Annotated in this window: 16 protein-coding genes and 1 pseudogene; 8 read left to right on the top strand and 9 right to left on the bottom strand. The window is 70.9% G+C overall.

The features are described 5' to 3' along the window. Positions 1 to 154: 154 nt before the first annotated feature. The 4 genes from IPQ09_05775 to IPQ09_05760 are packed head-to-tail and all read left to right on the top strand — an operon-like array spanning position 155 to position 5,651. Positions 155 to 2,050 carry a hypothetical protein gene (locus IPQ09_05775; protein ID MBL0193729.1) on the top strand — a complete coding sequence of 632 codons (1,896 nt, stop codon included), beginning with the start codon at positions 155 to 157 and terminating at the stop codon, positions 2,048 to 2,050. Positions 2,051 to 2,060: 10 nt separating this feature from the next. Continuing rightward, a complete protein-coding gene (locus tag IPQ09_05770; GenBank protein ID MBL0193728.1) occupies positions 2,061 to 3,425 on the top strand; it encodes an insulinase family protein in 1,365 nt (454 codons plus the stop codon). Next, positions 3,422 to 4,720, top strand: a complete 1,299-nt coding sequence (locus IPQ09_05765) for an insulinase family protein (protein ID MBL0193727.1) — start codon at positions 3,422 to 3,424, stop codon at positions 4,718 to 4,720. Before IPQ09_05770 ends, IPQ09_05765 begins: the two co-directional genes overlap by 4 nt. Beyond that, entirely contained in the window at positions 4,713 to 5,651 is a 939-nt protein-coding gene (locus IPQ09_05760; protein ID MBL0193726.1) for a D-glycerate dehydrogenase, read from the top strand. Before IPQ09_05765 ends, IPQ09_05760 begins: the two co-directional genes overlap by 8 nt. Positions 5,652 to 5,688: 37 nt before the next feature. Here the strand turns inward: IPQ09_05760 and IPQ09_05755 are convergent, their stop codons facing one another. The 8 genes and pseudogenes from IPQ09_05755 to IPQ09_05720 all read right to left on the bottom strand — a co-directional run bounded on the left by IPQ09_05755 (position 5,689) and on the right by IPQ09_05720 (position 16,245). Continuing rightward, positions 5,689 to 7,089, bottom strand: coding sequence for an ATP-grasp domain-containing protein (locus tag IPQ09_05755; protein ID MBL0193725.1), 1,401 nt, complete (start codon positions 7,087 to 7,089; stop codon positions 5,689 to 5,691). 89 nt (positions 7,090 to 7,178) lie between these two features. Next, the gene (locus IPQ09_05750; GenBank protein MBL0193724.1) at positions 7,179 to 7,661 is read right to left on the bottom strand and encodes a hypothetical protein; all 483 of its coding nucleotides are present in this window, start codon (positions 7,659 to 7,661) and stop codon (positions 7,179 to 7,181) included. 174 nt (positions 7,662 to 7,835) lie between these two features. Then, entirely contained in the window at positions 7,836 to 8,921 is a 1,086-nt protein-coding gene (locus IPQ09_05745) for a VCBS repeat-containing protein (GenBank protein ID MBL0193723.1), read from the bottom strand. Positions 8,922 to 9,005: 84 nt separating this feature from the next. After that, complete coding sequence (locus IPQ09_05740) at positions 9,006 to 11,291, bottom strand: FG-GAP repeat protein (protein ID MBL0193722.1); 2,286 nt, start codon at positions 11,289 to 11,291, stop codon at positions 9,006 to 9,008. Positions 11,292 to 11,326: 35 nt separating this feature from the next. Continuing rightward, positions 11,327 to 12,466, bottom strand: a complete 1,140-nt coding sequence (locus IPQ09_05735; GenBank protein MBL0193721.1) for a serine/threonine protein kinase — start codon at positions 12,464 to 12,466, stop codon at positions 11,327 to 11,329. Next, complete coding sequence (locus tag IPQ09_05730; GenBank protein ID MBL0193720.1) at positions 12,463 to 12,978, bottom strand: protein kinase; 516 nt, start codon at positions 12,976 to 12,978, stop codon at positions 12,463 to 12,465. Before IPQ09_05730 ends, IPQ09_05735 begins: the two co-directional genes overlap by 4 nt. 162 nt (positions 12,979 to 13,140) lie before the next feature. Further along, positions 13,141 to 14,316, bottom strand: coding sequence for a DNA topoisomerase IV subunit A (locus IPQ09_05725; GenBank protein MBL0193719.1), 1,176 nt, complete (start codon positions 14,314 to 14,316; stop codon positions 13,141 to 13,143). A gap of 396 nt (positions 14,317 to 14,712) precedes the next feature. Continuing rightward, a pseudogene (locus IPQ09_05720) lies at positions 14,713 to 16,245 on the bottom strand (DNA topoisomerase VI subunit B). Between the two features lie 162 nt (positions 16,246 to 16,407). On the opposite strand from IPQ09_05720, the gene IPQ09_05715 reads away from it, so the two are divergent. Next, positions 16,408 to 17,685 (top strand): MFS transporter, encoded by a 1,278-nt coding sequence (locus IPQ09_05715; protein ID MBL0193718.1) that lies wholly within the window; start codon positions 16,408 to 16,410, stop codon positions 17,683 to 17,685. A 182-nt stretch (positions 17,686 to 17,867) separates the two neighbouring features. Continuing rightward, the gene (gene bamA, locus IPQ09_05710; protein ID MBL0193717.1) at positions 17,868 to 20,558 is read left to right on the top strand and encodes an outer membrane protein assembly factor BamA; all 2,691 of its coding nucleotides are present in this window, start codon (positions 17,868 to 17,870) and stop codon (positions 20,556 to 20,558) included. A gap of 7 nt (positions 20,559 to 20,565) precedes the next feature. Here bamA and IPQ09_05705 read toward each other — a convergent pair whose 3' ends face one another. After that, positions 20,566 to 22,488, bottom strand: a complete 1,923-nt coding sequence (locus tag IPQ09_05705) for a serine/threonine protein kinase (GenBank protein ID MBL0193716.1) — start codon at positions 22,486 to 22,488, stop codon at positions 20,566 to 20,568. Positions 22,489 to 22,554: 66 nt separating this feature from the next. On the opposite strand from IPQ09_05705, the gene gyrA reads away from it, so the two are divergent. Then, complete coding sequence (gene gyrA, locus IPQ09_05700) at positions 22,555 to 25,215, top strand: DNA gyrase subunit A (GenBank protein MBL0193715.1); 2,661 nt, start codon at positions 22,555 to 22,557, stop codon at positions 25,213 to 25,215. Between the two features lie 158 nt (positions 25,216 to 25,373). Continuing rightward, positions 25,374 to 26,156 carry an endonuclease III gene (gene nth, locus IPQ09_05695; protein MBL0193714.1) on the top strand — a complete coding sequence of 261 codons (783 nt, stop codon included), beginning with the start codon at positions 25,374 to 25,376 and terminating at the stop codon, positions 26,154 to 26,156. Positions 26,157 to 26,352 lie beyond the last annotated feature (196 nt).

Here is a 26,352-nt window from a genome sequence, read left to right as displayed (position 1 = left end):
GGCGCGAGTCTCCCTCGCTCGACGAAATTGCGGAGCGCGAGCGCGGCGTCGGGAGCCTCGCGGACGGCGCGCCTCGTCCGTTTCGTTGCCTCCGGGGCCGAGGCGCGGCTTTCTCGTAGGACGGCCGCGAAGTTTGGTAGTCTAGCGCCGCCGCGTGCGAAAGACCCTCGCCCCACGGAAGAAGCCTGCGGTAAGGCGCCCGAAGCCACGGGCGACGATCGACCCGAGCCGCCTCGCGCTCGCCGCGATCGAGCGCATCCGCGTGGTCCTGGAACAGTCGGGCCGTGGCGCGTCCTTCCTTCCTCCGGTCCCCGAGGCTGAGCTCGAGGCGCGCGCCGAGCGCTTTGGCGGACCGCTCCCTGAGCCCTACGTCGCCGTGGCCGCCGTGACCTCCGGCTTCGGCGACCCTGGCGCGCTGCTCGACGCGGAGGGCATCACGCACGCGCAGGCTGAGGTGCGCGCGCGCTTCGGAGCCGACGGCGGGAAGCGGTACTTCCCTTTCGCCACGGTCGACGGCGCCCTCGTCGCGCTGGATCGCGGGCACGGGCCGCGTCGGTTCGGCGGAGCGCCGCGGGCGGCCACGGCGCCCGGCCAGCTCCCCGTCGTCGAGCTCGTGGGCACCACGCCACGACCACGAGCGCACGATTTCGCCCACTGGCTCGACGACCTTGCCGACGAGCGCGAAGAGTCGATGGAGGCCGCGGCGCGGATCCCTCAGCGGCTCCGCGAGCTGCTCGCGAACCTGGGTTTCCACTTCGAGACGCCGCTGCTTGGCACGCTCGAGACCTCCGACTTGCCCGCCATGACCGCGCTGCTCGGAGCCGAGCGCGCTCGGGCCACGCGGGGCGACGTGAACCGCCTGTTCGACTCGACGGGCGCGACGGTGCTCACCATCAACGTCGACGATTTCTCCATGACCGGCCGCTTTCGCACCGGCGACGTCGCGTTCGGGGCCGAGGACGTCTTCCGCTGGCTGCGCACGTTCCGAAACGAGAACTTCTACGCCGAGTCGGCCGGCAAGCACGTCGAGGATCTGTCGCGCGATCTCCGCGAGTCGGCGCCGGAGCCACCGCTCGTGGTGCGCGGCGCCCGCGTCCTCGATCCCCTCCCCGCGACGCGCTACACGTTCCGAGCCGCGGCTGGGCGCTCACCGTCCGATTTCTACGTGCTCGGCCGCGCCAGCGGAGCCCGCGCGAAGGCGCCGAGCCTGCTGCTCCACTTCGTCGACGGAGAGGTCGAGAGCGAAGTGTCGCGCGACGAGCACCTCACCGATATCCACGTCGAGCGCGATGGCACGGTGTGGGGCCTGACCGCGAGCCACGCCGTGCGGTTCGAGCGCGACGGTACGTCCCGCCCCATTCCGCTCGCGCGCCGCACCCCCGGGCGCACTTTCTGGTACGGAATGGGCTCAGCCGTGGGCCGCGTGCTCGTGTGGGGCGCGGGAGCGCTGCTCGAGCTGTCGGGCAACCGCTTCATCCCGTTCACGCCCGACGCGGGCCTCGACGGGAGCGAGGCGGTCCTCGCCATCCATGCGCACAAGCGGGGCCTCAGCATGCTCGTGAGCGGCGCGCAGATGGGGGCCGTCGCGTCGTTCGACGGCAAGCGCTGGAGCGACATCCGCCAAGACCAGGTCATCGGCGTCGACGTGGCCGACCTCGACGTGTTCCGCGGCGCCGCGTTCGTGCTCGACCGGGAGGGTACCGTGTGGCGCGAGGAGCGCGCCGCGAGGCCCCGCCCTGTCCCCTTGGAGCAAGAGCACCCCGCCTTCTCCGACGATCGGGGCGCGCCGCGCGCGGCCCACTCGCTCCGCCTGTTCGAGGGCGGCATGCTGATCGCGAGCGACGGTGGCGTCCTCAGCACGAGCGGGGACGAGCCGCTGTTTTACCGCGCGCGCGACTGCGACGAGCCCGCGCGCCTCGTACGCCTCGGGAGCGAAGACCGCGAGTCGCTGAGCGGCGCCCCCGAGACGGCCATCCTCGCGCTGTGCGGTCCGCACGTGTGGCTCTGGCACGGCGAATCCTTCCAGGTGCTCGACGTGACGGAGTGGTAAAGCGGGCGGAATGGACAAGCGCATTCTGGCCACGATCTCGACGCTGAACGCGCGCGCGCCCTCCCCCGCCCACCAGTGGACCTACGAGGGCGACGTGCCCTTCGGCGCCGATCCGGTGCGCGCGTTCACGCTCGGGAACGGCCTCCGTTTGCTGCTGCTCGTGGACCGGCAGGCGCCAACCGTGAGCTATTTTACCTGGTTTCGCGTGGGCTCGCGCCACGAGCGGCCGGGTAAGACGGGGCTCGCGCACCTGTTCGAGCACCTGATGTTCAACGAGACCGAGAACCTGCGCGCCGGGCAGTTCGACCGCCGGCTCGAGGAGAGCGGCGCGGAGTCGAACGCCGCCACCTGGCTCGACTGGACGTACTATTACGAGTCGCTCCCGAGAGATCGCTTCGGCCTCGCCGTGTCCCTCGAGTCGGAGCGCATGGCCCACCTCGTGCTGCGGGAGCCGCAGGTGACGAGCGAGAAGGAGGTGGTCGCGAACGAGCGGCGCTATCGCGTGGAGGACGACGTCGAGGGCGCGGCGAACGAGCTGCTCTACAAGACCGCCTTCGATCGGCACCCGTACCACTGGCCCACGATCGGCTGGATGGACGACATCCAGAACTTCACCCCCGCCGACTGCGAGGCGTTCTACGCGAGCTACTACGCGCCGAACAACGCGACGCTCGTGGTGGTGGGCGACGTGAGCGAGCGCGCGGTGCTGGAGAAGGTCGGGCGCGCGTACGGGGGCATTCCCCGGGGCGTCGTGCCGGAGGAGGACACCCTCCCCGATCCGCCCCAGACGGCGGCGCGCGAGGTCGTGCTGCGTCGCCCCACCGCGACCACGAAGGTGCTGGTGGGCTACCGGGGCCCGTCGCTCGGCGACAGCGAGCACACCGTCCTCTGCGTGCTGAACGAGGTCCTCTTCGGCGGTCGCGCGTCGCGCCTCTACGAGCGGATGGTCGTCGCGACCGAGGTCGCGACCGAGCTGCGCGGGTGGGTCTCGACCTTCCGTGATCCCGGCCTCTACGAGGTATTCCTCACTGCGCGGGCGCCGCACGGCCCCGAAGAGCTGCTCCGCGATTTCGACGCCGAGATCGCGAACCTGAAGGAGGAGCTCGTGACGGAGGACGAGCTCGAGCGCGCGAAGGCCCGGCTCGAGCTCGGGCTCCTCCAGTCGCTCGACACGGCCGCGGGCAAGGCCGAGCAGATAGGCTTCTACGACACTGTGCTGGGCGATCCGCGGGGCGCGTTCGCGAAGCTCGAGGCGTACCGGCGCGTGACCCGCGGGCAGGTGCGGACGGCCGCGCGTAGGTGGCTCGGCGCCGCCTCGCGGACCGTCGTCACGGTGCTCCCGCAGGCGACCGAGTCCGCGGCGGTGAGCGCATGACGCGCGTCCTCCATGAGCCCTCGCGGGCGCTGCCGGTGGTCAACCTCGTCGTCGCGTTCGGCACCGGGGCGTTCTTTGATCCCCATGGACAAGAGGGCCTGTCGCGCTTCACGGGTCGCATGCTCCGCCGCGGCACCCGCGGCCGCTCCGCGCGCGAGCTCGAGGCCGCGCTCGACCGCCTCGGGGGCGAGCTGTCGGTGGAGGTGAGCGCGACGACCACCACCCTGCACGCGCAGGTGATCCGTCGCAATCTAGGCGGGTTCGTGGACCTGCTCGCCGAGGTCCTCGGGAGCCCCGCGTTCGCACCCGACGAGGTCGAGCGACTGCGCAAGAAGGTGCTCGCGGAGCTCATCGAGGCGCGCGACAGCGACCGCCACCTCGCGCAGGTCGCCTTCCGCGCCGCGATGTTCGAGGGACACCCGTTCGGCCGCTCGGCCCAGGGGCGCCCTCGCACCCTCGCCACGATCACGCCAGAGACGCTCGAGGCCCACTACCGCGGGCACTACCTGCGCGAGACCGCGACCTTCGGCTTCGCCGGCGACGTGGGCGCGCAGGAGGCCTCGGAGATCGCCGAGCGCCTCTCGGCCGCGCTCCCGAGCGGCGCCGCGCCGTCGTTCGACGCCCTCCACGATCCGCCCGGGCCGCGCGGCCGGCGCCTCGTGATCGTCGACAAGCCCGAGCGCTCGCAGACGCAGATCCTCATCGGCGCGCTGGGCACCTCGGGCCACGACCCCGACCACGTCCCGCTGCTCGTCGGAACGGCCATTTTCGGCGGTACGTTCACCTCGCGGCTGATGCGCGAGGTCCGCTCGAAGCGCGGCTGGTCGTACGGCGCGAGCGCGAGGCTCTCGGTGGAGCGCGTGCGCCACGCGCTCACCGTCTGGACCTTCCCGGCGTCGACCGACGCCCCGAAGTGTGTCGCGTTGGAGCTCGATCTCCTCGAGCGCTTCGTCGAGCGAGGCGTGACCCCGCGCGAGACGGCGTTCGTGCGAAATTACCTCGTCCGATCGCACGCGTTCGAAATCGACACGCCGACGAAGCGCCTCCACCAGGCGCTGGACACCCACACGCTCGCGCTGCCGGCCGACTACCACACCTCGTACCTCGAGCGCGTCCGCGCGACGACGGCCGCGTCCGCGTCCGCGGCCGTGCGCGAGCGGATCTCGACGCAAGATCTCGCGATCGTCGTCGTCGGGACCGCGAGCACGATCGAGGCCGAGCTGCGGGCGGCGCTGCCGAGGCTCGACGACGTGCGCGTCGTGCCGTTCGACGCGGACGCCGACGCGAATGACTGACGTCCTCGTGGCGGGCCCCCTCGCCTCCGAGGCGCTCGGGCGGATCGGCGCGACCGGCGCGCGCGTGGAGGTGTACGCCGACGGCGTCGGCGGCGAGCTCTCCCCGGAGGCCGCGGCCGCGCGCGCCCTCGTCCCGCTGCTCACGACGCGCGTCGACCGCGGGCTCCTCGCTCGCCTGCCCCGCCTCGAGCTCGTGGCCAACGTGTCCGCCGGGGTCGATCACGTCGACCTCGACGCGTGCCGCGCGCGCGGTGTGGCGGTCACGAACACGCCCGACGTGCTCACCGACGCCACGGCCGACCTGGCGTTCGCCCTGCTCCTCGCGGCGGCGCGGCGGGTCGGCGAGGCCGAGCGGGTCCTCCGGAGCGGCGGGTTTCCCCCGTGGAACCCGGCGTTCATGCTCGGCAAGCGCGTCGCCGGCGCGACCCTCGGGGTCGTCGGCTTCGGGCGAATTGGGCGCGCAGTGGCGAGGCGCGCCGAGGGCTTTGGAATGCGTGTACTCTACACGTCACGCGCCGACCCGCCGCCCGGGGCGCCGGCGGCCGAGCGCGTGCCGCTCGCGGAGCTGCTCGCCCGCGCCGATTTCGTCTCGCTCCACGTGCCGCTGTCGGCCGCCACGCGGCACCTCATCGGCCGCGCGGAGCTCGCCCGCATGAAGCCCGGCTCGGTGCTCGTGAACACGTCGCGAGGCGCGGTGGTCGACGAGGAGGCGCTGGCCGAAGCGCTCGCTCACGGGCCCCTGTTCGCCGCCGGCCTCGACGTCTACGAGCACGAGCCGAAGGTGCACCCCGCGCTGCTGCTGCGAGAGAACGCGGTGCTCGTGCCGCACATCGGCAGCGCCGAGGCGGAGACCCGCCGCGCCATGGCCATGCTCGCGGCGGACAACGTGGTGGCGCTCCTCGAAGGGCGCCCGCTGCTCACTCCCGTGTAGTCCGAGGTGACTCCGCGGTCGCGCAGACGCCTGGCGCCTACGCCGGAGGGCGCTTCGCGAAGGGCTCGGCGAACCCCGTGTCGTACTCGCCGCTCGAAAACTCGGGCGACGCGAGCACGCGCCGCACGAACGGCATGTTGGTCACGGTGGGCGCGATGTGGACCCCCGCGAGCAGGGCGTCGAGCCGCGCGATCGCCGCCGCGCGCGTGTCGCCCCAGGCGCACAGCTTGGCGATCATGGGATCGTAGTAGGGCGTGACGGTGTTGCCGGCGACGACGGCCGACTCGACGCGGATCTCCCGCGTGAGCACCTCGCCGTCCGGTGTCCACGCGAGCTCGTGGATGGGCCCGGGCTTGGGCACGAAGCCCTTCGCCGGATCCTCGCAGCAGATGCGCGCTTCGATCGCGTGGCCGGTCCGCGGCAACCGCGACCAGTCGGGCAGGCGCTCGCCCGCGGCGACGCGGAGCTGCCACTCGACGAGGTCGAGGCCGGTGACCATCTCGGTCGCGGGGTGCTCGACCTGCAGGCGCGCGTTGACCTCGAGAAAGTAGAGCTCGCCCGCCTCGTCGGCGATGAACTCGCACGTGCCCGCGCCCACGTAGCCCACCTTGCGCACCACGCGGAGCGCCGCTTCGTAGAGCGCAGCGCGCCTCGCCTCACCTGCCTCGCCCGCGAAGAAGGCCGCCGGCGACGGGGTCTCCTCGATGATCTTCTGGTGCCTGCGCTGCACGCTGCACTCGCGCTCGCCGAGCGCGTAGGCGGCGCCGTGCGCGTCGCAGAACACCTGCACCTCGATGTGCCGCGGCTTGCCGACGTAGCGCTCGATGTACACGCGGGCGTCCGAGAACGACGCGCGCCCTCGGTCGGAGCAGCTCTTCAGCGCGCGCTCCATGCCCGCGGCGTCGCGCACGATCTGCATGCCGATGCCACCCCCGCCGCCGACCGCCTTCACGATCACCGGGTAGCCCACCCGCTCCGCCACGGCGGTGGCCTCCACGAGCGCCTCCGCGGTGTCGAGCGCGAGCGGCGTGTCGGTCCCGGGGACAGGCGTGGTGCCCGCGGAGAGCGCGACGTGGCGCGCCTTCATCTTGTCGCCGAACGCGTCGAGCACCGCCGGCGGCGGGCCGATGAACGCCGCACCTCCCGTGGCGACGGAGCGCGCGAACCCGCTGTTTTCACTCAGGAATCCGTAGCCCGGGTGCACCGCGTCCGCGCCCGTTCGCGCGATCGCGTCGAGCACGGCGGGGACGTTGAGGTACGAGTCCTTCGCCGGCGCGGGGCCGAGCAGCACCGACTCGTCCGCCTCACGGACGTGCGGCGACTGGGCGTCCGCCTCGGAGTACACGGCGACGGTCGGGACGCCGAGGCGCTTGCAGGTGCGGATGACGCGGCGGGCGATCTCGCCGCGGTTCGCGACGAGCACTTTCTTGAACGGCATGCCCGCCTTCATGCGACGAACGCGCGGTCCCTCGCAAACAGAAAGCGCAAGCCGAAGCGTGCTCGCGTCGCGAAGCGCGGGCGCGATTCCTAGCGTGCCGAGCCCGCCGGCTCCCTTCCCCCGGAGCAGCAGAGGCGCGGCGGCGAACTCGAAGTCCGCGCCAGGCTTTTCGGCTGGGCCCGTCGGGCCCGGATCGGCACGCTGTTCGGATCGGGGCGGTCGAAGGCGAACAGGGCGACCCCGCCGGCGAGCGCGAGCGCCCCGCCGAGCGCGCTCACTGTGCCTACGGCGCGGAACGAGTCGCGGTTCGCGAGCGCGTTGTTGTACTGCTCGACCCCTTGGGGGTTGGAGGTTGCCAATGCCGCGTCGAGCTGGCGGTTCTGCGCCCGCGTCTCTTCGCCGAGGGCGATGCCGTAGAACACGCCGGACGCGACGAGGCCTGCGACCCCCACGGTGCCCACCGCGTACGCCGCGATGCGCTGGGTGGACACCTCGAGCGGCGCGCGAACGATCATCGGCTTGCCCTGCTCGACCGTGAACTCTTTGGCCAAGAGACGGCGCCCGTTCTTCACGAGCACCGCCGTGTGGGGCCCCGACGTGAGGCCGACCCCGACGCCGAAGGGCGTGCGGCCCGACGAACGCCCCGTCGATGTAGACGTCGGTCCCTGGAGGGCGCGTCAGACGCGACGCCCACGGGGCGCTCCACGAGGTTCACCTGAGGCTCTCGGAGGTCCCTTCCGCGAGCTTCACGTCGCGCTCGACCGGCACGTGCCCCGCCAACCGGACGTGAATGTGGTGTTTGCCCGCCGAGACGGGGCCGGAAAACGGCAGATCGCCGCGGCTGCGCCCGTCGACGTAGAGCTCCGCGCCGCGCGCCTGTCCGTCGACGGCCGCGTACACCGAGAGCCTCGTGGCCTCGCGTGTGGCGACGGGGGCCGCCGCCGCGCCGGCGACGGCATAACCTGGCGTGCTCTGCAGGGCGACAAGCTCCGAGATCGCGTTGACCGCCTCCGACCTTCCGCCAGGCGCTCCGGCCGGTCGTAGTACTCCCGAAAGTGCTTCAGGGCCTTCTTGAGCAGCGCGCCGTCCTTGGTCGCGAGGCACTGCTTCTTCTCGGCTTGGGCGAGGGAAAAGAGGATCTCCGGCCTCGGGAGCAGCCTGTACGCCTCGGCGAACGCCACCACCGCGACGTCGTAGCGCGCGGTGCTGTAGGCCTGCGCGCCGAGGCTGAACTGGGTCTTGGCTGGGCCGCGGACGGCGCCTCCGCCCGCGCGAGGCGGGGCGTGATGGAAGCTGCGAGCGGGGACGCAAGGCCGAAGGCAACGGCGAGACCCATCCAGTGCCCGGGGCGCGCGTGGCGAATTCTCTTCCCGTTCAACCCGTCCCTCGAGGCCCGCGCGCTCGCCTGCGTAAATCTTCAAGACGCCGCCGCCGAGCACGGCGAGGTCGTCCAGCCCGTCGCCATCGAAATCACCGACCTCGAGCGAACGGCCGTTCGGATCCTCGAGCGTCACGTCCGCGGCGGGTGCTGCGCCGAATTCGCCGTTCGTGAACGTGTAGAATACAACTTTGCCAGCGCGCAAGACCGCGAGGCCCGGGCGGCCGTTGGGCAGGGTGGCCTTGGCGAACGAGCGGCCACGCAGGTCGGGGGGCGAGACCCGCGAGAACTTGCCGGTGCCGTCACCCCGCAGCACGACGACGAGGCCCGGATAGAGGCCGTACGGACTCTCGGCGTCCCCCTTGAGGCGAACCCGCCCGCCGTCGGAGAACACCAGGTCGTCGTACCCGTCGCCGTCGAGGTCGACGAGCGAGAACCTCTCCGCCGGCGACAAGCTGTCCGATTGTCGATTGACGCAATCGCTGGTGGCGCTGGGCGGCTGGTCCACGTCGTACGCCAGCGCCTCGACGAGGCTCGCTCAAGACGAGCTTGGCCGACAGGGGCCCCTTCGGCACTTGCGGCCGACACCGTGCCCCCAAGATGCGGAGCTTGCCCCCGCCGCGCCCACCGCGAACGCCATGGGGATCGCACCGACACGCCCCGCGGCGACCGCGAGCGGGGACAGCGGGTGGTACGGGGAGTCGTACGAATCCATGGCGCCGTCGCGCGACTTTCGCACCGAAGGCGGGGTCAACAGGTCGGGCTGCACCTCCACGCCGGCCTTTGGCGGATCCGTCTTGCAGGCGAAGTTTTGCTTGAGCTTCAGGCGGACGGCATCAAGCCTGCCGGTGCCGTGCAGATCGGCGAACGCGACCCCGCGACCGCCGATTACGCCGCCCTCTCCCGTGTTCCCCGAGAGAGGGACGAGCCCGCGGCCTTGGGGTGCGTAGATCGCATACAGGGTCGTCTCGGCGGCCGTGCGCGTCTGCAAGCCGAGGACGTCGATGTCGGGGAGCGTCGGATCCGACAGGGGTCGGCGCAGGTTCTGGAGCGCGCCGGACTTGCGCCCGACACGAACCGTCTCGTGCTCCGTGCCACCAAACACGACGTACACGGACGATGAGGGGGTCGGCGTCGATGTCGCGGCGTCGGGCGCGGCGGCGGCGTCGGGCGCGGCGGCGTCACGAAGGAGCCCCGCGTCGCGGGGCGGAGGCCCCGCGTCGCGGACGCCTGGAGCCGCACCGGCGCGGGTCCCGTCCGACTTGGTCGAGTACGCGATGTCGAGCATGCGATCGCCGTCGAAAAAGCCGCCCACGACGGTGTCGACCGGCTCCGGGGTTGGGACCGTGAGGGGTCGCACCTCGCCCTGTGACCCGCGCAGCACCGTGAGGTCGACCTGCCCGAGCCCCGCCAGCACCGCGTCGTCGCGCCCGTCCCCGTCGAAGTCTCCAACGGTGAGCTGGGTCCACGGGGAGGCAGGGCTTCGGTAGGCCTCGGCCCAGGTGCGCGGCCCTCCCGCCGCCCCCGACGAGAACAGGACTCGCCCGCCGTAGATGAAGTCGGCGACGCCGTCGCCGTTGAGCTCCGCGAGCCCCACGAACGGTTCGTTCCGGCAGGCGCTCAGGTTTGGCAACGCGGTCGGACGGAACTCGAGCGTATCAAGCCCCGACGGCGCCGTGTCGCGGAGCGTCGCGCCGGCGACCATGAGCGGACAGCTGGCCTTGTCGCTCCCCCGGCCTTGCCCGATGACGATGTCGGTCAGGCCGTCCCCATCGACGTCGCCCACCGCGAGACCGTCAATGGGACCGGGGGCCAGGATGCGCGGACGACGTTTCGGGATGACGTCCGAATCGGCGTCCACGATATAGACGACCCCCATCGGGGCGTCCTTGAAGTAGACGAGCGCGTGGCTGCACGACGTGGTCGGAGGGGCGAGCGCGTTCGCCTTCGTCGAGAAACACAGGGCGCGGCCGGCGGGCGCTGTCACCGATGCGAGCGCCGCGGGGTCCCCGTCCATTTCGCCGAGGTACTTCGCCGGGGGGTTCTCTCCGTCGAGGCGCACCGTCGCCATGGTGTTGCGGCCGCCGGGGCCTGCGACCAGGGCCCCGTAGGTGATCCGGCCTCGGGAGGACCCAGTCGCAGGATCCGGAGCGCTCGGGATGGGCACGAGGGCGCTCGCGACCGCCACCTTCAGGAAGGGTAGAAGCTCCGGGACGAACGGCTCTTCCTCGGCTCCGCGCAGCAGCCCGACCCCTCGCGTCGTCGCGAACCCGAGGTCTGAGAGCGGGAAGTCACGCGCCGGCGTCTCGACGCCCAGGGCCTTGTCGCTTAGCGCCGACGGGATTACGTGAGGCGGGCCCATCCGTGTGGGGATCCGGACGCGCTCGCGCTCGCGCATCCCCTCCGAGAAGAAGTACCCCGTGCTGGAGGACGTCCCGTCGAGGTCGCTCGCTTGCGACAGCACGAGGTCGGCGCGACCGTCGCCGTCGAAGTCGCCCTTCACGAGACGTACGGCGCCGGTCTCGAGGCGGAGCTTTCGGGTGTACGTCCCGCCTGGGCGCCTGCAGATGCCCTCGTTGATGTCGCAGCCCCACGCGGGCGGGCACTCGGACTTAACCCCGCACGTGTAGTGGCACGCGTTGAGCTGCCCGGCGGGCAGACACGCGGCGCCGGAGGTCGCCGGAATGGCCTCGTCGCAGTCCTCCGAGTCCTCGATGACGCCGTTGCCGCACAAGCCCGTAGCGGAGGGCTCGAGCGCAGCGCACGACGTGGCCACGGCCACCGCCACACCGCACCCCACGAGCCACGCGATACCCCTTTTCATGGCGCCCCGTCTCCTAAGAAAGGAACTGATATCCACTACTTGCCAAAGTCAGGCTGTGCGAGATCTTTCGAGATCGTCGGGGCCGGCTTCCCCGGTCCCGCGGGAACCGCGGCGGGCTTCAGGCCGCCCCCTGCCCGCTCAAGCCGGGCCTCGACCTTGCCGTCTTCCGCGGGCAAGAACGCCCCCACGAACGGCTTGTAGCCGGGCGCCGCCACCGAGAGCACGAGCGGTGCCTGACCGCGCGGAACGACGAACGGCCCCTGGCCCACGCCGAGCTTCTTGCCGTCCACCGTGACGACCGAGTCGAGCGTGGCGCCCTCGACCGTGAGCGAGACCGTAGTCGCCGCCGGCGCCGGGGTCGCGACGGAGGCCGCGGGAGGCGCCGTGACGCCGGTGGCCGGCGCGGACGCCGCCTCAATCGGGGCGGAGGCTGCGGCGCGGGGCTCGGCGGTCGCGGTCGAGCGCCCCTTCACCACCACGACCCCGACCGCGCCGACGAGCACGGCGACGAGCGCGATGGCGCCCAGCACGACGGGCGAACGGCGCGGCGGCGAGGCCACGTCGGCCGAGGACGCGCCGAGGGTCTTCGACGGCATCACGGGGGGCTCCGCGAGAGTCACGGGCTGCGCGAGGGTCTGGCTGTGCGCGAGCTCGGTCGCCCCGTGAGGTCGCGCCGCGACCACGTGACCCGACGTTGGGAGCACCGCGCCGCGCGCGCCGGCGGAGCTCGTGAGCGCGACCCCGCCCGCGTGCGAGATCTCGTCGAGCGCTTGGGTGGCGAGCGTGGGCCTCGCCTCCTTGTCCTTGGCCATCGCGCGCGCGAACACGGCGTCGAACGCGGTCCCGAGCTCCGGGTGTCGGTCGGAGGCGCGCGGCACCGGCTCGTTCAGGTGCATCATGAGCAGGTCGAGCGCGCTCGCGCTCTCGAACGGCAGAGTGCCGGTGAGCACCTCGAACGCCATGACCCCGAACGCGTACACGTCGGTGCGGCCGTCGACATCGAGCCCGCGGCACTGCTCGGGCGACATGTAGTACGGCGTCCCCATGGCGGCGCCGGTCTTGGTCTTGTGAGTCGCCTCGCCAGGCTGGGTGAGCTTGGCGATGCCGAAGTCGAGCAGCTTCGGCTGCGGTGGGCCGTCGTCGTCGAGGACGAGGAACACGTTCTCGGGCTTCAAGTCGCGGTGAAGATGCCCTTCGCGTGCGCAGCGTCGAGCGCGCGCGCGATGCCGCGGAGGATGGGGAGCGCGTCGGCGAGCGCGAGGCGCCCGTGGGCCTTGAGGTAGGAGTCGAAGGTCATGCCCTCGAGCAGCTCCATCGCGTAGTAGTGGCGGCCGTCCGGGACCACGCCGAAGCCGAACACGTCGATGATGTTGCGGTGCCGGATCTGGTTGACCGCGCGCGCCTCCGCCACGAACCGAGAGACCATCTGCGGGTCGTGCGAGAGCGAGCGGCCGATCACCTTGATCGCGGCGGCCTTGCCGATCATCGGGTGCACCGCCCGGTACACCGCGCCAAAGGCGCCTTCGCCGAGCTTCCCCTCGATGCGGTACTCGCCGACGAGCGTGCCAGGCGCGAGGTCGGAGTCCGTCGCGGCGAACACGCTGTCCGGCAGCAGCGCGGCTCCGTGCTCGGGGCAGACCTCGACCGAGTCGGCGTACTGGGTGTGGCAGGTGGGGCAGGTCGCCATGATTCTTTCAGTAGAAGCTGCGGCGCGCCGGTGCGCAACTGCACGGTGGAGAGTCCTGGACCCGGCGTAGTCCACCCCGGTGGCGAGCGGCGCCGTACCCGTGCGTAGGTGCGCGCGGGCCGCGCGGCATTCGATCCCGGGCCAGCGGCGCGCCGCGCGGCGCTACACGAGGTAGGTCCGGTCCCGGATCTTCTTCGGGATGTACTCCTCGGTGATGAACGAGATGCCCTTGGTGAGGAGCCCGTCGAGCTCCATCTTGAAGCCGGCGCGGAGGAGATCGTCGATCTCCTTCTGCCACTTCTTGTCGGCGAACCAGGGGTACTTCTTCATCTGGTTCGCGCGGGCCACGTCGTCCTTGGAGAGCTTGATCTCCACGGCCTTCGGCAGCGTGAAGTGCTTGTGGTCGACGGAGCTCATGCCCAGGAAGCGCACGTTCGGCACGGCCATGCGCATCGACTCGTACGCCAGGTTGATCGAGCCCTGCTTCAACACCGAGTAAATGTAGAGCCCCCACGGGTCGTTATCGACGAGCACGTAAATGGGCAGCTTCAGCTCGGTGGCCATCCGCTGAAGGAGCCGCCGGGCGCCGCGCGCGGCCTGCCCCTCGCTCGTCATGAGGATGCACTTGTGCTTCTCCCAGATGCGGTCCTCGTTGAGGCGGTGGAAGATCGCCTGCTTCTCGACGAGGAGGATGAACTCGGCGTCGCACCGGGTGAATTTGAGGTCCTTCTCCTCGCAGATGCTGGGGATTCCCCAGCCGCCGCGGCCCATGCGACTGAGGTCGATCTCGTCGCCCGCGTCGTTGACGACGAGCCGGCCGACCACGAGCCCGCGGCGGTTGGCGAAGAGGTGCAGCTCCTCGCGGAGCGCGTCGATGCCGACCTCGAGGTCCTCGATGATGGGATCGCTCTCGCTCTGCTCGTCGAAGGTGTTCTCCTGGCTGCCGCGGAGCGTGTGCTTCGACAGGTAGAACATTTGACGAATGCTGACGGTCTTCTGCTCCTCGATGAGGCTCTTGCAGCCACGCGCCACGAGGAAGGTCTGCATGAACTTCTTCGCCATCGACGTGTTGAAGAACTCACGCGACTGCCGGCGATCGCCGAGCTCGATGATTCGCTTCTTCGGGTTGAACGACACGTTGGAGAGGGCGCGGGTCCGGATCGACAGGGCCGGGTTGTCGCCCTGCTCGACGGAGCGGAGCGCAAGCTTCGCGAGGCTCTCGATCTTTCGCAGCGTCGCTGCGTCGACGGCGTCGAGCGGCAACGTCTCCTTCGCAGGCGCGCCCTTCGCGGGGGCCTTCGCGGCGGGGGCCTTCGGGGCTTTCTTCTTGGCGGCCATGGATCACCCCCGCCCTTTCTTCGTGGGCTTGTTTGGCTTGCTCGGCGCGGCCTTCGCGCTCTTCGCGCTCTTCGCCGGCGCAGCCTTCGCGGGCGCAGCCTTCGCGGGCGCGGCCTTCGCGGGCGCGGCCTTCGCGGGCGCGGCCTTCGCAGGCGCGGCCTTCACCGACGCGGCCTTCACCGACGCGGCCTTCACGGCGCCGTCATCTTCAGGCACGCGCGGAGGTGGCGGCGGCCTCGCGCTGTCGCCGTCGTCCGGGGGTGGCAACATCGACGCGGCGCGGGAGGGCTCGTCGTCCTCCTCCGTGGTCTCTACGAGGGCCACCTTCGCGAAGTTCGGCAGCGCTCGCAAGAACGCGCCCTCGACGCCCTCGGCGTCCACCGCGAGGATGTCCGCGATGGCCTGCGCCACCTCGGGGATGTAGCGCTGGAAAATGCCGAGCCGCTTCTGGTCGCTCGCCGCGCGCTCGCGCGCCCGGAGGTAGGAGCCGAGCTTCCGCCCGCACTCTTGCACGGCGAGCCGCATCTCGCGGAGCAGGTCGTCGTAGTGAGCGACCGCCTCCTTCGCCTCGCTCGTGAACGGCACCCACACGCTCGCGAGGTGCACCACGATGGCGAGCGGGCCGATCGGCAGCGACCCCTTCGGCTGAGCGATCTCGTACGAGCGCCAGTTCGTGTCGTACACCGACTCGCTGATCGCGCAGGCCTTCGGCTGGTACTGGAGCGGCACACGGTTCGCGAACCGCATGACGTCCGCGGGCTCGTCCGCCGACATCGAGCCGCCGTACGCGAGGCCCACCTCCACCACGAACGGGTTGCCGCGGTACACCGACGGGGGCCGCGTGCTCGAGGCGACGAAGTCGGCGTCGGGGAAGCGACGGCGGAGGCCCGTGATGAGCAACTCTTCGCCGATGGGCACCACGCACGAGGCGGGCGGCGCCATCAGCTTCACCTCGCCGAGCGCCTTGTAGAGCCGGTCGAGATCGTCGCCGCGCACCTCGCCGGCGGGCGTCTGGGCGGAGACGCCCGCGTCTTTGCAGATCTTCCCGGCGACGTTGCTGCTCACGCGTGAGAAGTCGGCCGCGAGGACCTCCTGCACCGACTTGCCCTCGGCATCGGAGAGCATCATTTGCAGCATCCCGAGCTCGACGCCGTGCGGATGAGGCTTGATTTCCTGCGCCTCGCGGGGCAGCTCGCTCGACGCCCGCGGGTAGACCACGCGCTCGCCACGCGGCGGATCGTAGCTGAGCCCCAGGTGCGGGTTCGCGACCACGGTCTGCTCCAGGTACGCGTCGACGCCGGTGCGCCCGCCGCGGTACGCCGCGACCAGCTCGAGCTCGACGCGCGTCCCGTGCTCGCGCTCCCAGGGCACGATGCGCTCGCTCACAACGTCGGGCTGGTTTCGCTTGGTGTCGATGCGCAGCTCGATTTGGATGGCGGGGCGACCCTTGCCGATCTTCGAGGTGATCGTGACCGCCTTGCCGGTCGTGAGCTGCGCGTAGAGCCCGGCGGCGCTGATGCCGATGCCCTGCTGCCCACGCGACTGCTTCAGGCGGTGGAACTTGCTGCCGTAGAGCAGCTTGGCGAAGATCTTGGGCATCTGCGCCTTCACGATGCCTGGGCCGTTGTCTTCGATGACGACCCGGAAGCGGTCCTTCTGCACCTCCTTGATGTCGACCAGCAGCTCGGGGAGGATCCCGGCCTCTTCGCAGGCGTCGAGCGAGTTGTCGACGGCCTCTTTCACGGTCGTGAGCAGCGCCTTGGCGGGGTTGTCGAACCCGAGCAGGTGCCGGTTCTTCGTGAAGAACTCGCTCACCGAGATCTCGCGCTGCTTGGTGGCCATCGTCTCGGCGGTGGCGCGGCGCGCGGGCTTCTTCGGGACCTGGCTCGAGGCGGGCGTCGAGTCGACGGAGGCTTGTGCGGGCAACATGGCGCTTCGGCAGCTACCGCGGGAGGTGAACAGGTGTCAAGCGGAGCGCGGCGCGTCCACCCGCGGGTGGACGGCTGCGGTGGGGCCCTGCGGTGGCGCTCCCGCGTGGGCTCGAGTCGCGAATTGGGCGCGGGTCCGGCCACAACGCCGTAGTCTCGGCGGGTGATCCGTCGCCCCGCCGCCGTGCTCGCGCTCCTCACGGCGCTGAACCTGCTGAACTTCGTGGACCGCTACGTGCTCGCGGCGGTGCTCCCGAAGGTCCGCGACGAGCTGCTCCTCTCGAACTTCGTGAGCGGGCTCATGGCCACGATCTTCCTCGTGGGGTACTTCACCTCGAGCCCCGTCTTCGGCTACCTCGCGGACCGCGGGCGTCGCACCCGCCTCATCACGTTCGGCATCCTCGTGTGGAGCGTCGCCACGGTCGCCTCGGGCTTTGCGCGCACCGCGCCTACCCTGCTCTTCTGGCGGGCGGTCGTCGGCGTCGGCGAGGCGAGCTTCACCGCCATCGCCCCCACGCTCATCGACGACGTCTCCCCGACGGCGCGAAAAGGCCGAAACCTCTCGATATTTTACGTAGCTCAGCCCATCGGCGCCGCGCTCGGCTACCTCATCGGTGGCGCGATCGAGCACGCCTACGGCTGGCGTTATGCGTTCTACCTCGCGGGCGGACCGGGGCTGCTGCTCGGCTTCGCCTGCCTCCTCGTGGTCGAGCCCGAGCGCGGCAGCCGCGAGAAGCCGAACGTGCGGGAGGCCCTCGGGGAGCTCCGAGCCGCCCGGCAGTACCGGCGCGCGCTGCTTGGGTACTGCGCCTACACGTTCGCCCTCGGGGGCTTCAGCTACTGGGCCCCCACCTTCCTCTCCGACACCTTCAAGGTGACGCTCGTGAGCGCCAACTTCCGCTTCGGCCTGATCACCGTCGTCGGTGGGGCGGTCGGCACCTTCCTGGGCGGGAACCTGGCCGACCGACTGCAAGCGAAGGCGACGGCGCACCTCGGCCCGCCAAGCGAGGCGCCCACCGAAGCCGAAGCGAAGCGCCGGACCGAGCTCGAGGTCTCCGCCCTCCTCAAGCTATGCGCCGTCGGGAGCCTCATCGCGACGCCCATCGCCGCCTTCTGCTTCCTCGCGCCATCGTCGAACGCCTTCTTCGGCGCGGCGTTCTTCTGCGAGGTGGCGCTGTTCCTCTCGATGTCGCCCATCAACGCGATCCTCCTGAAAAGCGTCCCCGCCCACGTCCGCGCGAGCGCGATGGCGCTCGCGATCTTCGCGATCCACCTCTTCGGCGATCTCTGGTCTCCGCCGCTCGTGGGGCTCCTCGCCGACGTGATGCCGAGCCGGGTCGCGATGCTGACCCTCGCGGCGGCGTTCGGCCTCTCCGGGTATCTCTGGTGGCCGCGGCCGGGCGACCTGTCGACGCCCGAGGGGGCCGTGGCCCCCAGTTAGTCTCCGCACCAAGGGTCGCCGGATCTCCCCCTCGGGGCGCGCGCGCATGAATCCGCAAGGCACGCGCGCACCCGAGGGGAGGCGGCCCCGGAGCGCGACGCCAAACACGCGTTGACCTTGCTCCCGGTAACGCGATAGGACCCCTCCGCGTCTGCGGGATCTCCGCCACGCAGCTCTGCTCGATGCCGACCCGCCCCTTCCTTGACCCGAGACGAAGCGCACGGCTGCTCGCCGCCCTCGGGCTCGTGCTGGGGCTACTTTTATTCGTCCTTTCGGGAACTTCCCGCGCGCAGCTCGTGCCCGCGGTGCGCAGCGCGGCGGCCGCAGGGGACGACGCGGGGGCTGGCGACGCGGGCGCGCGCGCGACGCCGCTCGCGGCCGACGCCGGCAGCCCAATGGACGCGGGGGCCTCGGCCGACGCGGGACCGTCCACGCCGACGCCCGTGGCCGCGGCGCCCGCAGCGCCAGCCATTCGCCTGCCCCTCACCGAGGCCGAGAAGGCGGCCGGGGCGCCGATCCTCGCCATCGAGGTGAGCGGCAACCGCCGCGTGGCGCGCGACGACGTGATGACCTACCTGCGCCTGCGCCCGGGCCAGGCGTTCCGCCCCGAGCTGCTCTCATCGGACGTTCGGGCCCTGTGGGACTCCGGCTTCTTCGACGACATCGAGGTCGACCTCACGCGCTCCGATCGCGGCGTGTCGCTGCGCTTTCTCGTCCGCGAGCGACCCAACGTGAAGGCCGTCGAGTTCGAGGGCAACTCCGAGATCGAGAACGACAAGCTGCAGGAGGCGGTGGAGGTCAAGCCCAACACCATCTTGAGCGTCCCCGCCGTGCGGCGGAGCGTCCAGAAGATCAAGGACGCCTACGCGGAGAAGGGCTACTTCCTCGCCGACGTCGAGTCGACGGTGGACGCCGAGCGCGACAACGAGGTCGTCGTCCGCTTCAAGATCGCCGAGCACTCGCCGGTCACCGTGCGCCGCGTGACCTTCATCGGCAACTACACGGTCTCCGACACCGAGCTCCGCGAAGGCATGCAGACCGGCAACGCCGGCTTCCTCGCCTTCGGCTCGGGCGGCCCCTACCGGCAGGACGTCTTCGAGCGCGACGTCCTCATGTTGAACGCCCTCTACTACGACAAGGGCTACATGAACGTGCAGGTGGGGACACCGCGCGTCATGCTCACGCCCGACCGCGAGGGCATCGAGATCACGGTCACCATCCACGAGGGCCCGCGCTTCAAGATCCGCCAGCTCAAGGTGTTCGAGCGGGACGCGGACGGCAAGGAGGTCGAGCCCATCGGCGGCCGCAAGGCGCTACGCCAGCTCGTGAAGGCCAAGAGCGGCGACTTCTTCAACCGCGCCGAGCTCGTGAAGGACCTCACCGCCGTGCGCCTGCTCTACCGCGACGCCGGCTACGCGAACGTGGAGGCCGACCCCGAGACCGAGCTCGACCCGGTGCGCCGCGAGGTCGACATCGTCATCCCCATACGCCGCGGCCCGCTCGTGCACGTCGAGCGCATCGAGATCAAGGGCAACACCAAGACCCGCGACAAGGTCCTGCGCCGCGAAATGGAAATCGAGGAGGGGCAGCTCTTCTCGGAGACCAAGATGGAAGACTCGAAGCGGCGCATGACCGCCCTCGGGTACTTCGAGCGCGTCGACGTGAGCACGCAGCAGGGCAGCACGCCCGACAAGATCCAGATCACCTTCGAGGTGACCGAGCGCCCCACCGGCACCTTTCAGGTGGGCGCCGGCTTCAGCAGCGTCGAGAACTTCATCGCCACCGCGCAGGTGCAGCAGGCGAACCTGTTCGGCAACGGCCAGTCGCTCGCGCTGCAGGCCCAGATAAGCGGCCTCCGTCAGCTCATCAGCATTCGCTTCTTCGAGCCGTACTTCCTCGACTCCGACTGGTCGGCGAGCACGGAGCTCTACGACCAACTCTATATTTTTACTGACTTTTCCAGGCGATCGCTCGGCGGCTCGCTCACGTTCGGGTACGCGCTCGTCCAGCCGTGGCTCCGCGTGAGCCTCACGGGCACCGTCCAGAACGACAAGGTCGACACCACCCAGGTCACCACGTTCCTCGGCTCGAACTCGAGCTTCTCGAGCACCTTCCAGCGGCTGCCCCTCGCGAACCTGTTCAACGCCGGCCGCACCATCTCGCTGCGGCCAACGCTCACCTACGACACGCGCAACAACCGCCTCTTCCCCACCTCAGGGTTGTTCCTCCAGGGCTCCACCGAGATCGCCAGCGGAGTCATCGGGAGCGAGATCGAGTTCTTGCGCCACCGCCTCACGGGCCGCTTCTACGTGCCGCTCTTCGGCCAGACCGACCAGGCGGGCTCCGGCGTGGTGTTCAAGGTCAACACCGAGGCGGGCGTCGTCACGAGCCCGAAGTCGGCCGGCGTGCCCATCTTCGCCCGCTTCTTCCTCGGCGGCATCCTCGACGTCCGCGGCTACCGCCTGCGCACCGTGGGCCCACGTCTGCCGCTGAACCAGTCGCTCGACGTGAACGCGCCGCCCATCACCAACGGCGCGAACATCGGCGGCAACCTGCAGGCCTACACGAACGTCGAGCTCGAGTTCCCCATCATCGACAAGGTGGGCATCCGCGGCGTCACGTTCTTCGACGCCGGCAACGCCTGGAACCTCGAGGACCAGTACTGCCAGACCACGCCAGCGCCGCAGTTCTCGAAGCTCGTCCAGCCGTGCTTCACGGCCTCGTCGCTCGCCAACCTCCGCGCCTCCTCCGGCTTCGGCGTGCGCTGGTTCTCGCCGCTCGGTCCGCTGCGGTTCGAGTGGGGCTTCCCGCTGAACAAGCTCTACTTCGAGGAGAGCAGCGTGTTCGAGTTCACCATCGGCAACTTCTTCTGAGCGCCGCTCAGTAGCCCGCGCGGAACTCGATGTAGGCTACACCTGCATCGGGCTTGTCTCCCCAGCCCGGGCTCGGCCACTGCCAGCCGTGGACGTCGGAGTAGACGCAGTCCTTGATCTCCTCAGCCGCCGCGGCGCCCGAGGGCGAGCCGTTGTAGCTCATGGTCGCCACGATGTTGATCACGGCGGGGTCGCGCCGGAACGAGCGCCGCACCTTGACCGAATAGGGCTCGCCACCCACGCCCGCTTTCTTGAAGCAGCGCTCGAGGCCCGGACCGCGGCTGTTGACGACCGCCACGAAGCTCGCCACCGAGGGGTAGAGGTTCTCCCGCCCGAGCGCCGTGACGGAGAATCCCCGCGCGGGCCCCGGCTGCGGCGGCCCCGGCTGCGGCGGCCCCGGCTGCGGCGGCCCCGGCTGCGGCGGCCCCGGCTGCGGCGGCCCCGGCTGCGGCGGTGGCTCGGGTGTGGGACGGGTCCGCGACTTCGCGCTCGCGGGTGCCGTCGCAGCCGCCGGAGTCGACGCGGCGGTCGCCGGAGCGTCCGGGGGCGGCGGCGTGGGCGGGGCGCTAGGCCCGGCGCTGTAGGCCACCCCAGGAGGAGCGGTCTCGGCCGGACGCGACACGAAGTAGGCGACCCCGAAGCCGCCCGCGAAGAGGCCCGCCACCGCGAGGCCCGAGAGCCCGAGGAACACGAGCACGGCGGGGCCGAGCCGGGAGGGGCGCCCGGTAGGCGGCTCGGCGAGCGGGGAAGCCGCCAGTGGGAGGCTTGCCGAGAGGTGGGGACCGTACGCGCGGGGTGGCGCGGGAGGTGGGCCGTACGCGCGGGGTGGCGCGGCCCCCGGCGGCGCGCCAGGTGCGCCATACGCCGGGCCAGGGGCGGCCCCCGGCGGCGCGCTCGGCGGCCCGTACGCCACGCCGGGCGGGCCGTACGCGGCGGGCCCACGCCCCGTAGGCGGCCCAGGCGTCGCGGTGCCCGGTCCGAAGGCCGGCGGCCCGCAGGCGGGCGGCGGCGCGGGCGGCGCGCGGAGGCCGGCGCTCATCGCCTCGGCGGTGGCGAAGCGCTCGCCCGGAGACACGCGGGTCGCCCGATCGATCGCGGCCGCGAACCCCGGCGGCAAGTCGGGGCGGCTGTGAGGCACCGACGAGCGGCGCGCCACGTTGGTGCTCGACGCCACGACCTCGGCCAGGGAGTCGCCAGCGAGCGCGGGCGAGAGCGTCGCGGCCTCCTCGAGGACGAGCCCGAGGGCGAACAGATCGGTCGCCGGGCCCACCGCGCCGTAGCTGGCGTTCCACTGCTCCGGCGCCGCGTAACGCGGCGTAAGTCCTACGTTTGCGGTGGTCTTCTGCCCGGGGTTACCGCCCCTCGCGAGCCCGAAGTCCAAGATCTTCACGGACACGCCGGCCGGCCCCCGGACCAGCATCACGTTCGCGGGCTTGATGTCGCGGTGGACCACTCCGCGCGCGTGCGCGAACGCGAGGGCGTCGAGCAGCCCCGTGGCGATCGCGAAGAGCTCCGGCCCCGTGAAGGGGCGTCGCTCCGCCGCGCGGGCCGCGATCTCGGCGTCTAGGGTGCGCCCCTCAATGTGCTCGAGCACGACGTAGGGCACGGGGCCCAGCGCCGTGGCGATCTCGCCCACGTCGTACATGCGCACGATGCCCGGGTGCGACAGCCCGAAGAGCACGCGGGCCTCGCGCAGGAACGATGCCACGTCGGCGCCGCCCTCCATGGGCTTGAGGCACTTCACCGCGACGGGCTGATCGAGCGCGAGCTGCCGGCCGGCGTAGACGACGCCGAAGCCGCCCTCCCCCAGCACGCCGTCCAGACGGTACTTGCCGTCCAGCACCTTGCCTACGAGTTGAAACGAGTCCTGCACGCCCTGCCCCACCGAACCGTAGCGAACCCCGGCGCCGAGCGCCGCACAATCGCGCATCGCAGGGAAAAACGTAGGGTTTCATGCTTTACGGGGGGCCCCCGCTGAACTACCGTTCCGGGCGCGATGACGTCCCCCGAGAACCAGCCGCCTCCGCCGCCCCCTCCGCCTCCGTCACCCCCGCCGCCCGGCTCGCCGAACCAGCGGATCCCGGTCTCGATCCAAGACGAGCTTCGCACGAGCTACCTCGACTACGCGATGAGCGTCATCGTGGGGCGCGCCATCCCCGACGTGCGCGACGGGCTGAAGCCCGTGCACCGGCGCATTCTCTACGCGGCGTACGAGGCGGGGCTCACGCCCACCTCCGCGTTCCGCAAGAGCGCCACCATCGTCGGCGACGTGCTCGGCAAGTACCACCCGCACGGCGACGCGAGCGTGTACGACGCGATGGTCCGCCTCGCGCAGGACTTCTCGATGCGCTACCCGCTCATCGACGGCCAGGGCAACTACGGCAGCGTCGACGGCGATCCGGCCGCCGCGTACCGCTACACCGAGGCCCGCCTCTCACGTCTCGCGGTCGAGCTGCTCACCGATCTCGACAAGGAGTGCGTCGACACCCAGCCGAACTTCGACGATCGCCTCCAGGAGCCGAAGGTGCTCCCCGCGCGAGTGCCCAACCTGCTCGTGAACGGCTCGGGCGGCATCGCCGTCGGCATGGCGACCAACATCCCGCCGCACAACCTTGGCGAGGTGATCGACGCCACGATCCACCTCATTCGCAACCCGGAGTGCACCCTCGACGACGTGATGCGCTTCATCGCGGGCCCCGATTTCCCAACCGGGGCGCTCATTTACGGGCGCGCGGGCATCCTCTCGGCGCAGCGCACCGGCCGCGGCAACATCGTCATGCGCGCCCGCACCCTCGTCGAGAAGGCCGCCGGCCGCGGCGAGCGCGAGCAGATCGTGGTCACCGAGATCCCCTACCAGGTCAACAAGGCCAAGGTCGCCGCCCGCATCGGCGAGCTCGTGCGCGAGAAGAAGCTCGAGGGCATCAGCGAGGTGCGCGACGAGTCGGATCGCGACGGCATTCGTCTCGTGATCGAGCTGAAGAAAGACATCCTCCCGCAGGTGGTCATCAACCAGCTCTACCGAATGACCGACCTGCAGACGTCGTTCGGCGTCATCAACCTCGCGATCGTGCGCGGCCGACCGGCCGTCCTCGACCTCCGCGAGACCCTCGCGTGCTTCGTCGAGCACCGCCGCGACGTGGTCACGCGGCGCACCCGCTACGAGCTCCGCCAGGCGGAGGAGAAGCGCGAGATCGTCGAGGGCCTGGGCATGGCCACGACCGAGGTGGACCTCGTCGTGCGCACCATCCGCCAGAGCCGCGACGCCGACGAGGCACGCGCGGCCCTCATGGCGCTGCCTTTGAAGGGCCTCGAGTCCTTCGTGACCCGGGCCGGGCTCGACCAGGCCGACATCGACGCGGCGAAGGCGCGCGGCGACTACTACCTCTCCGAGCGCCAGGCGAAGGCCATCCTCGAGATGCGCCTCGCGCGCCTCACGGGGCTCGAGCAAGAGAAGCTCGCGGCGGAGTACGGCGAGCTCTCGCGTGAGATCACGCGGCTCCGCGACATCCTCGCGAACGAGGGCCTGCTCTTCAACGTCATCGTGATGGAGCTCGAGGAGATCCGCGCGAAGTTTGCCGACAAGCGCCGCACCGAGATCGTGGAGAACGCGGGCGAGATCAGCGACGAAGACCTCATCCAAGAAGAGGACATGGTCGTCACGATCTCGCACGCGGGCTACATCAAGCGCACGAGCCCCTCCGCGTACCGCGCGCAGAAGCGCGGCGGGCGCGGCAAGGTGGGCATGGAGGCGCGCGACGAGGACTGGGTCAACCAGCTCTTCGTGGCCTCCACGCACGCGTACGTCTTCTTCTTCAGCGACAAGGGGAAGGTGTACGTCAAGAAGGTTTACGAAATCCCGCTGGCGGCCCGCACCTCGAAGGGGCGCGCGATCGTGAACTTCGTCGGCATGGAGCCCGGCGAGAAGATCGCCGCCGTCGTGGAGGTGCCCAGCATCGAGGCCGGCCGCTTCGTCATGACGCTCACGCGCCGTGGTCAGATCAAGAAGACCGAGCTCACCGACTACCAGAACTTCCGGGAGAAGGGCATCATCGGGGTCAAGATCGAGGGCGACGATCAGCTGCTGTCCGCCGTGCTCACCGATGGCTCGCGCGAGGTGCTCATCGCGACCAAGCAGGGCCAGTCGATCCGCTTCCCCGAGGAGCAGGTCCGCCCGATGGGGCGCTCGACGATGGGCGTGAAGGCGATCGACGTGGCCGACGACGACCAGGTGGTGGGCTTCACGGTGACCGACGACGCGCGCAAGCACGTGCTCGCCGTGTGCGAGCGAGGCTTCGGAAAGCGCACCGACATCGAAGAGTTCCGCACGCAGAACCGCGGAGGCAAGGGCATCATCCTCATCGACGCCAGCGACCGCAACGGCCCGGTCGTGGACGTAAAGCTCGTGTGCGACGAGGACGAGGTCATGTTCATCACCGACCGCGGCCAGATGCTCCGCACGCGCATCAGCGAGATCCGCGAGACCGGCCGCAACGCCCAAGGCGTGAAGCTGATGTCGCTGGAAGAGGGCGAGCGCATCGTCGCCGTCGAGCGCCTCGCGGAGGCCGCGGAAGACCCCGCGGCGGACGGCGCCGACGGCACCAGCGAGGCGCCCCCGAGCGACACCACCGGCGGAGATCCCCCGCCCGATCTGAACTGAGCCAACAAACCCTCGAAGTGGGCGCTCCAGTCCGAAAATCGGGGGGGAGCGCCCCGCGAACGGGGCCACAAACTTTGGGGAAGTGTGAGGGGGAACGCCTCACAGACGCGCCGTACCGCGCCGCACCGCTCTCCCCACACGGGCACGCGTAGGGAACCATGGCAGCGCCAAGAGCACCAAAAAAGGCAGTCGCAAGGAAGAGAGCCCCCGCGGGACCCACGCCGACCGAGGTCCTCCAGGCGCTCCGCGCAGCGCACCCCGACGCGCACTGCGAGCTCGAGCACGCCAACGCGTTCCAGCTCCTCGTAGCGACGGTGCTTTCCGCCCAGACCACCGACGTCGCCGTCAACAAGCTGACCCCCGCCCTCTTCGCGGCCTACCCCGACGCGAAGTCCCTCGCGGCCGCCGATCCCGCGGACGTCGAGCAGAAGCTCAGCACGATCGGCATGTTCCGGCAGAAGACCAAGAACGTGACGGGCCTGGCGCGCGTGCTCTGCGAGCGCCACGGCGGCGAGGTCCCTCAGAGCCTCGAAGCGCTGGTCGCGCTGCCGGGCGTGGGGCGAAAGACCGCCAACGTGGTGCTCGGCGTCGTGTGGGGCAAGCCCGAGGGCGTGGTGGTGGACACGCACGTCCAGCGGCTCTCCCAGCGCCTCGGCTTCACCGAGGAGACCGAGCCCGAGAAGATCGAGAAGGCGCTCTGCGCGGTGCTTCCCAGGGAGCTCTGGGACACCGCGAGCCACACGCTGATCTTCCACGGGCGGCGCGTGTGCTTCGCGCGCAAGCCCGCGTGCGGCGCGTGCACGGTGCGCGGGATGTGTCCGAGCGCCGACGCGGCCGAGGAGGTGGGGCGGAAGCCACCGCGGGCGCCTCGGGGGGGAGCGAGCAAGGAGGTCGCGACGAAGGCCGCGACGAAGCCTGCGCGCCCGAAAAAGGCGACCTAGATCCCCGGTTCCAGAACCCGCCTCAGCCGGCTGACGTCGGCGATTGGAGAGGTGAGCTCTTCGCTGCGGGCGAGGGCCGTCGACACCTCGCGATCCCCGTTCCTGGCGTTCCCCGTTCCTCGCGCCGATGACGACGATTGGCGCCTTGGTCATCGGGGCGAGCTCCTTCTCTGCCTCCTCGGTGCCCTCGGGATCA

It is taken from the genome of Myxococcales bacterium, assembly GCA_016720545.1.
Classification (GTDB): domain Bacteria; phylum Myxococcota_A; class Polyangia; order Polyangiales; family Polyangiaceae; genus JAAFHV01.
Note: the sequence above shows the minus strand (reverse complement) of the source record. Positions and strands in the feature narration are given on the sequence as shown.

What these genes read in the sequence shown, in the direction of transcription:
- gyrA (MBL0193715.1), top strand. Translation starts at nt 22,555, where the DNA reads ATGACGTCCCCCGAGAACCAGCCGCCTCCGCCGCCCCCTCCGCCTCCG.
- IPQ09_05705 (MBL0193716.1), bottom strand. Translation starts at nt 22,488, where the DNA reads ATGCGCGATTGTGCGGCGCTCGGCGCCGGGGTTCGCTACGGTTCGGTG.
- IPQ09_05765 (MBL0193727.1), top strand. Translation starts at nt 3,422, where the DNA reads ATGACGCGCGTCCTCCATGAGCCCTCGCGGGCGCTGCCGGTGGTCAAC.
- nth (MBL0193714.1), top strand. Translation starts at nt 25,374, where the DNA reads ATGGCAGCGCCAAGAGCACCAAAAAAGGCAGTCGCAAGGAAGAGAGCC.
- bamA (MBL0193717.1), top strand. Translation starts at nt 17,868, where the DNA reads ATGCCGACCCGCCCCTTCCTTGACCCGAGACGAAGCGCACGGCTGCTC.
- IPQ09_05725 (MBL0193719.1), bottom strand. Translation starts at nt 14,316, where the DNA reads ATGGCCGCCAAGAAGAAAGCCCCGAAGGCCCCCGCCGCGAAGGCCCCC.
- IPQ09_05760 (MBL0193726.1), top strand. Translation starts at nt 4,713, where the DNA reads ATGACTGACGTCCTCGTGGCGGGCCCCCTCGCCTCCGAGGCGCTCGGG.
- IPQ09_05730 (MBL0193720.1), bottom strand. Translation starts at nt 12,978, where the DNA reads ATGGCGACCTGCCCCACCTGCCACACCCAGTACGCCGACTCGGTCGAG.
- IPQ09_05755 (MBL0193725.1), bottom strand. Translation starts at nt 7,089, where the DNA reads ATGCCGTTCAAGAAAGTGCTCGTCGCGAACCGCGGCGAGATCGCCCGC.
- IPQ09_05770 (MBL0193728.1), top strand. Translation starts at nt 2,061, where the DNA reads ATGGACAAGCGCATTCTGGCCACGATCTCGACGCTGAACGCGCGCGCG.
- IPQ09_05740 (MBL0193722.1), bottom strand. Translation starts at nt 11,291, where the DNA reads ATGAAAAGGGGTATCGCGTGGCTCGTGGGGTGCGGTGTGGCGGTGGCC.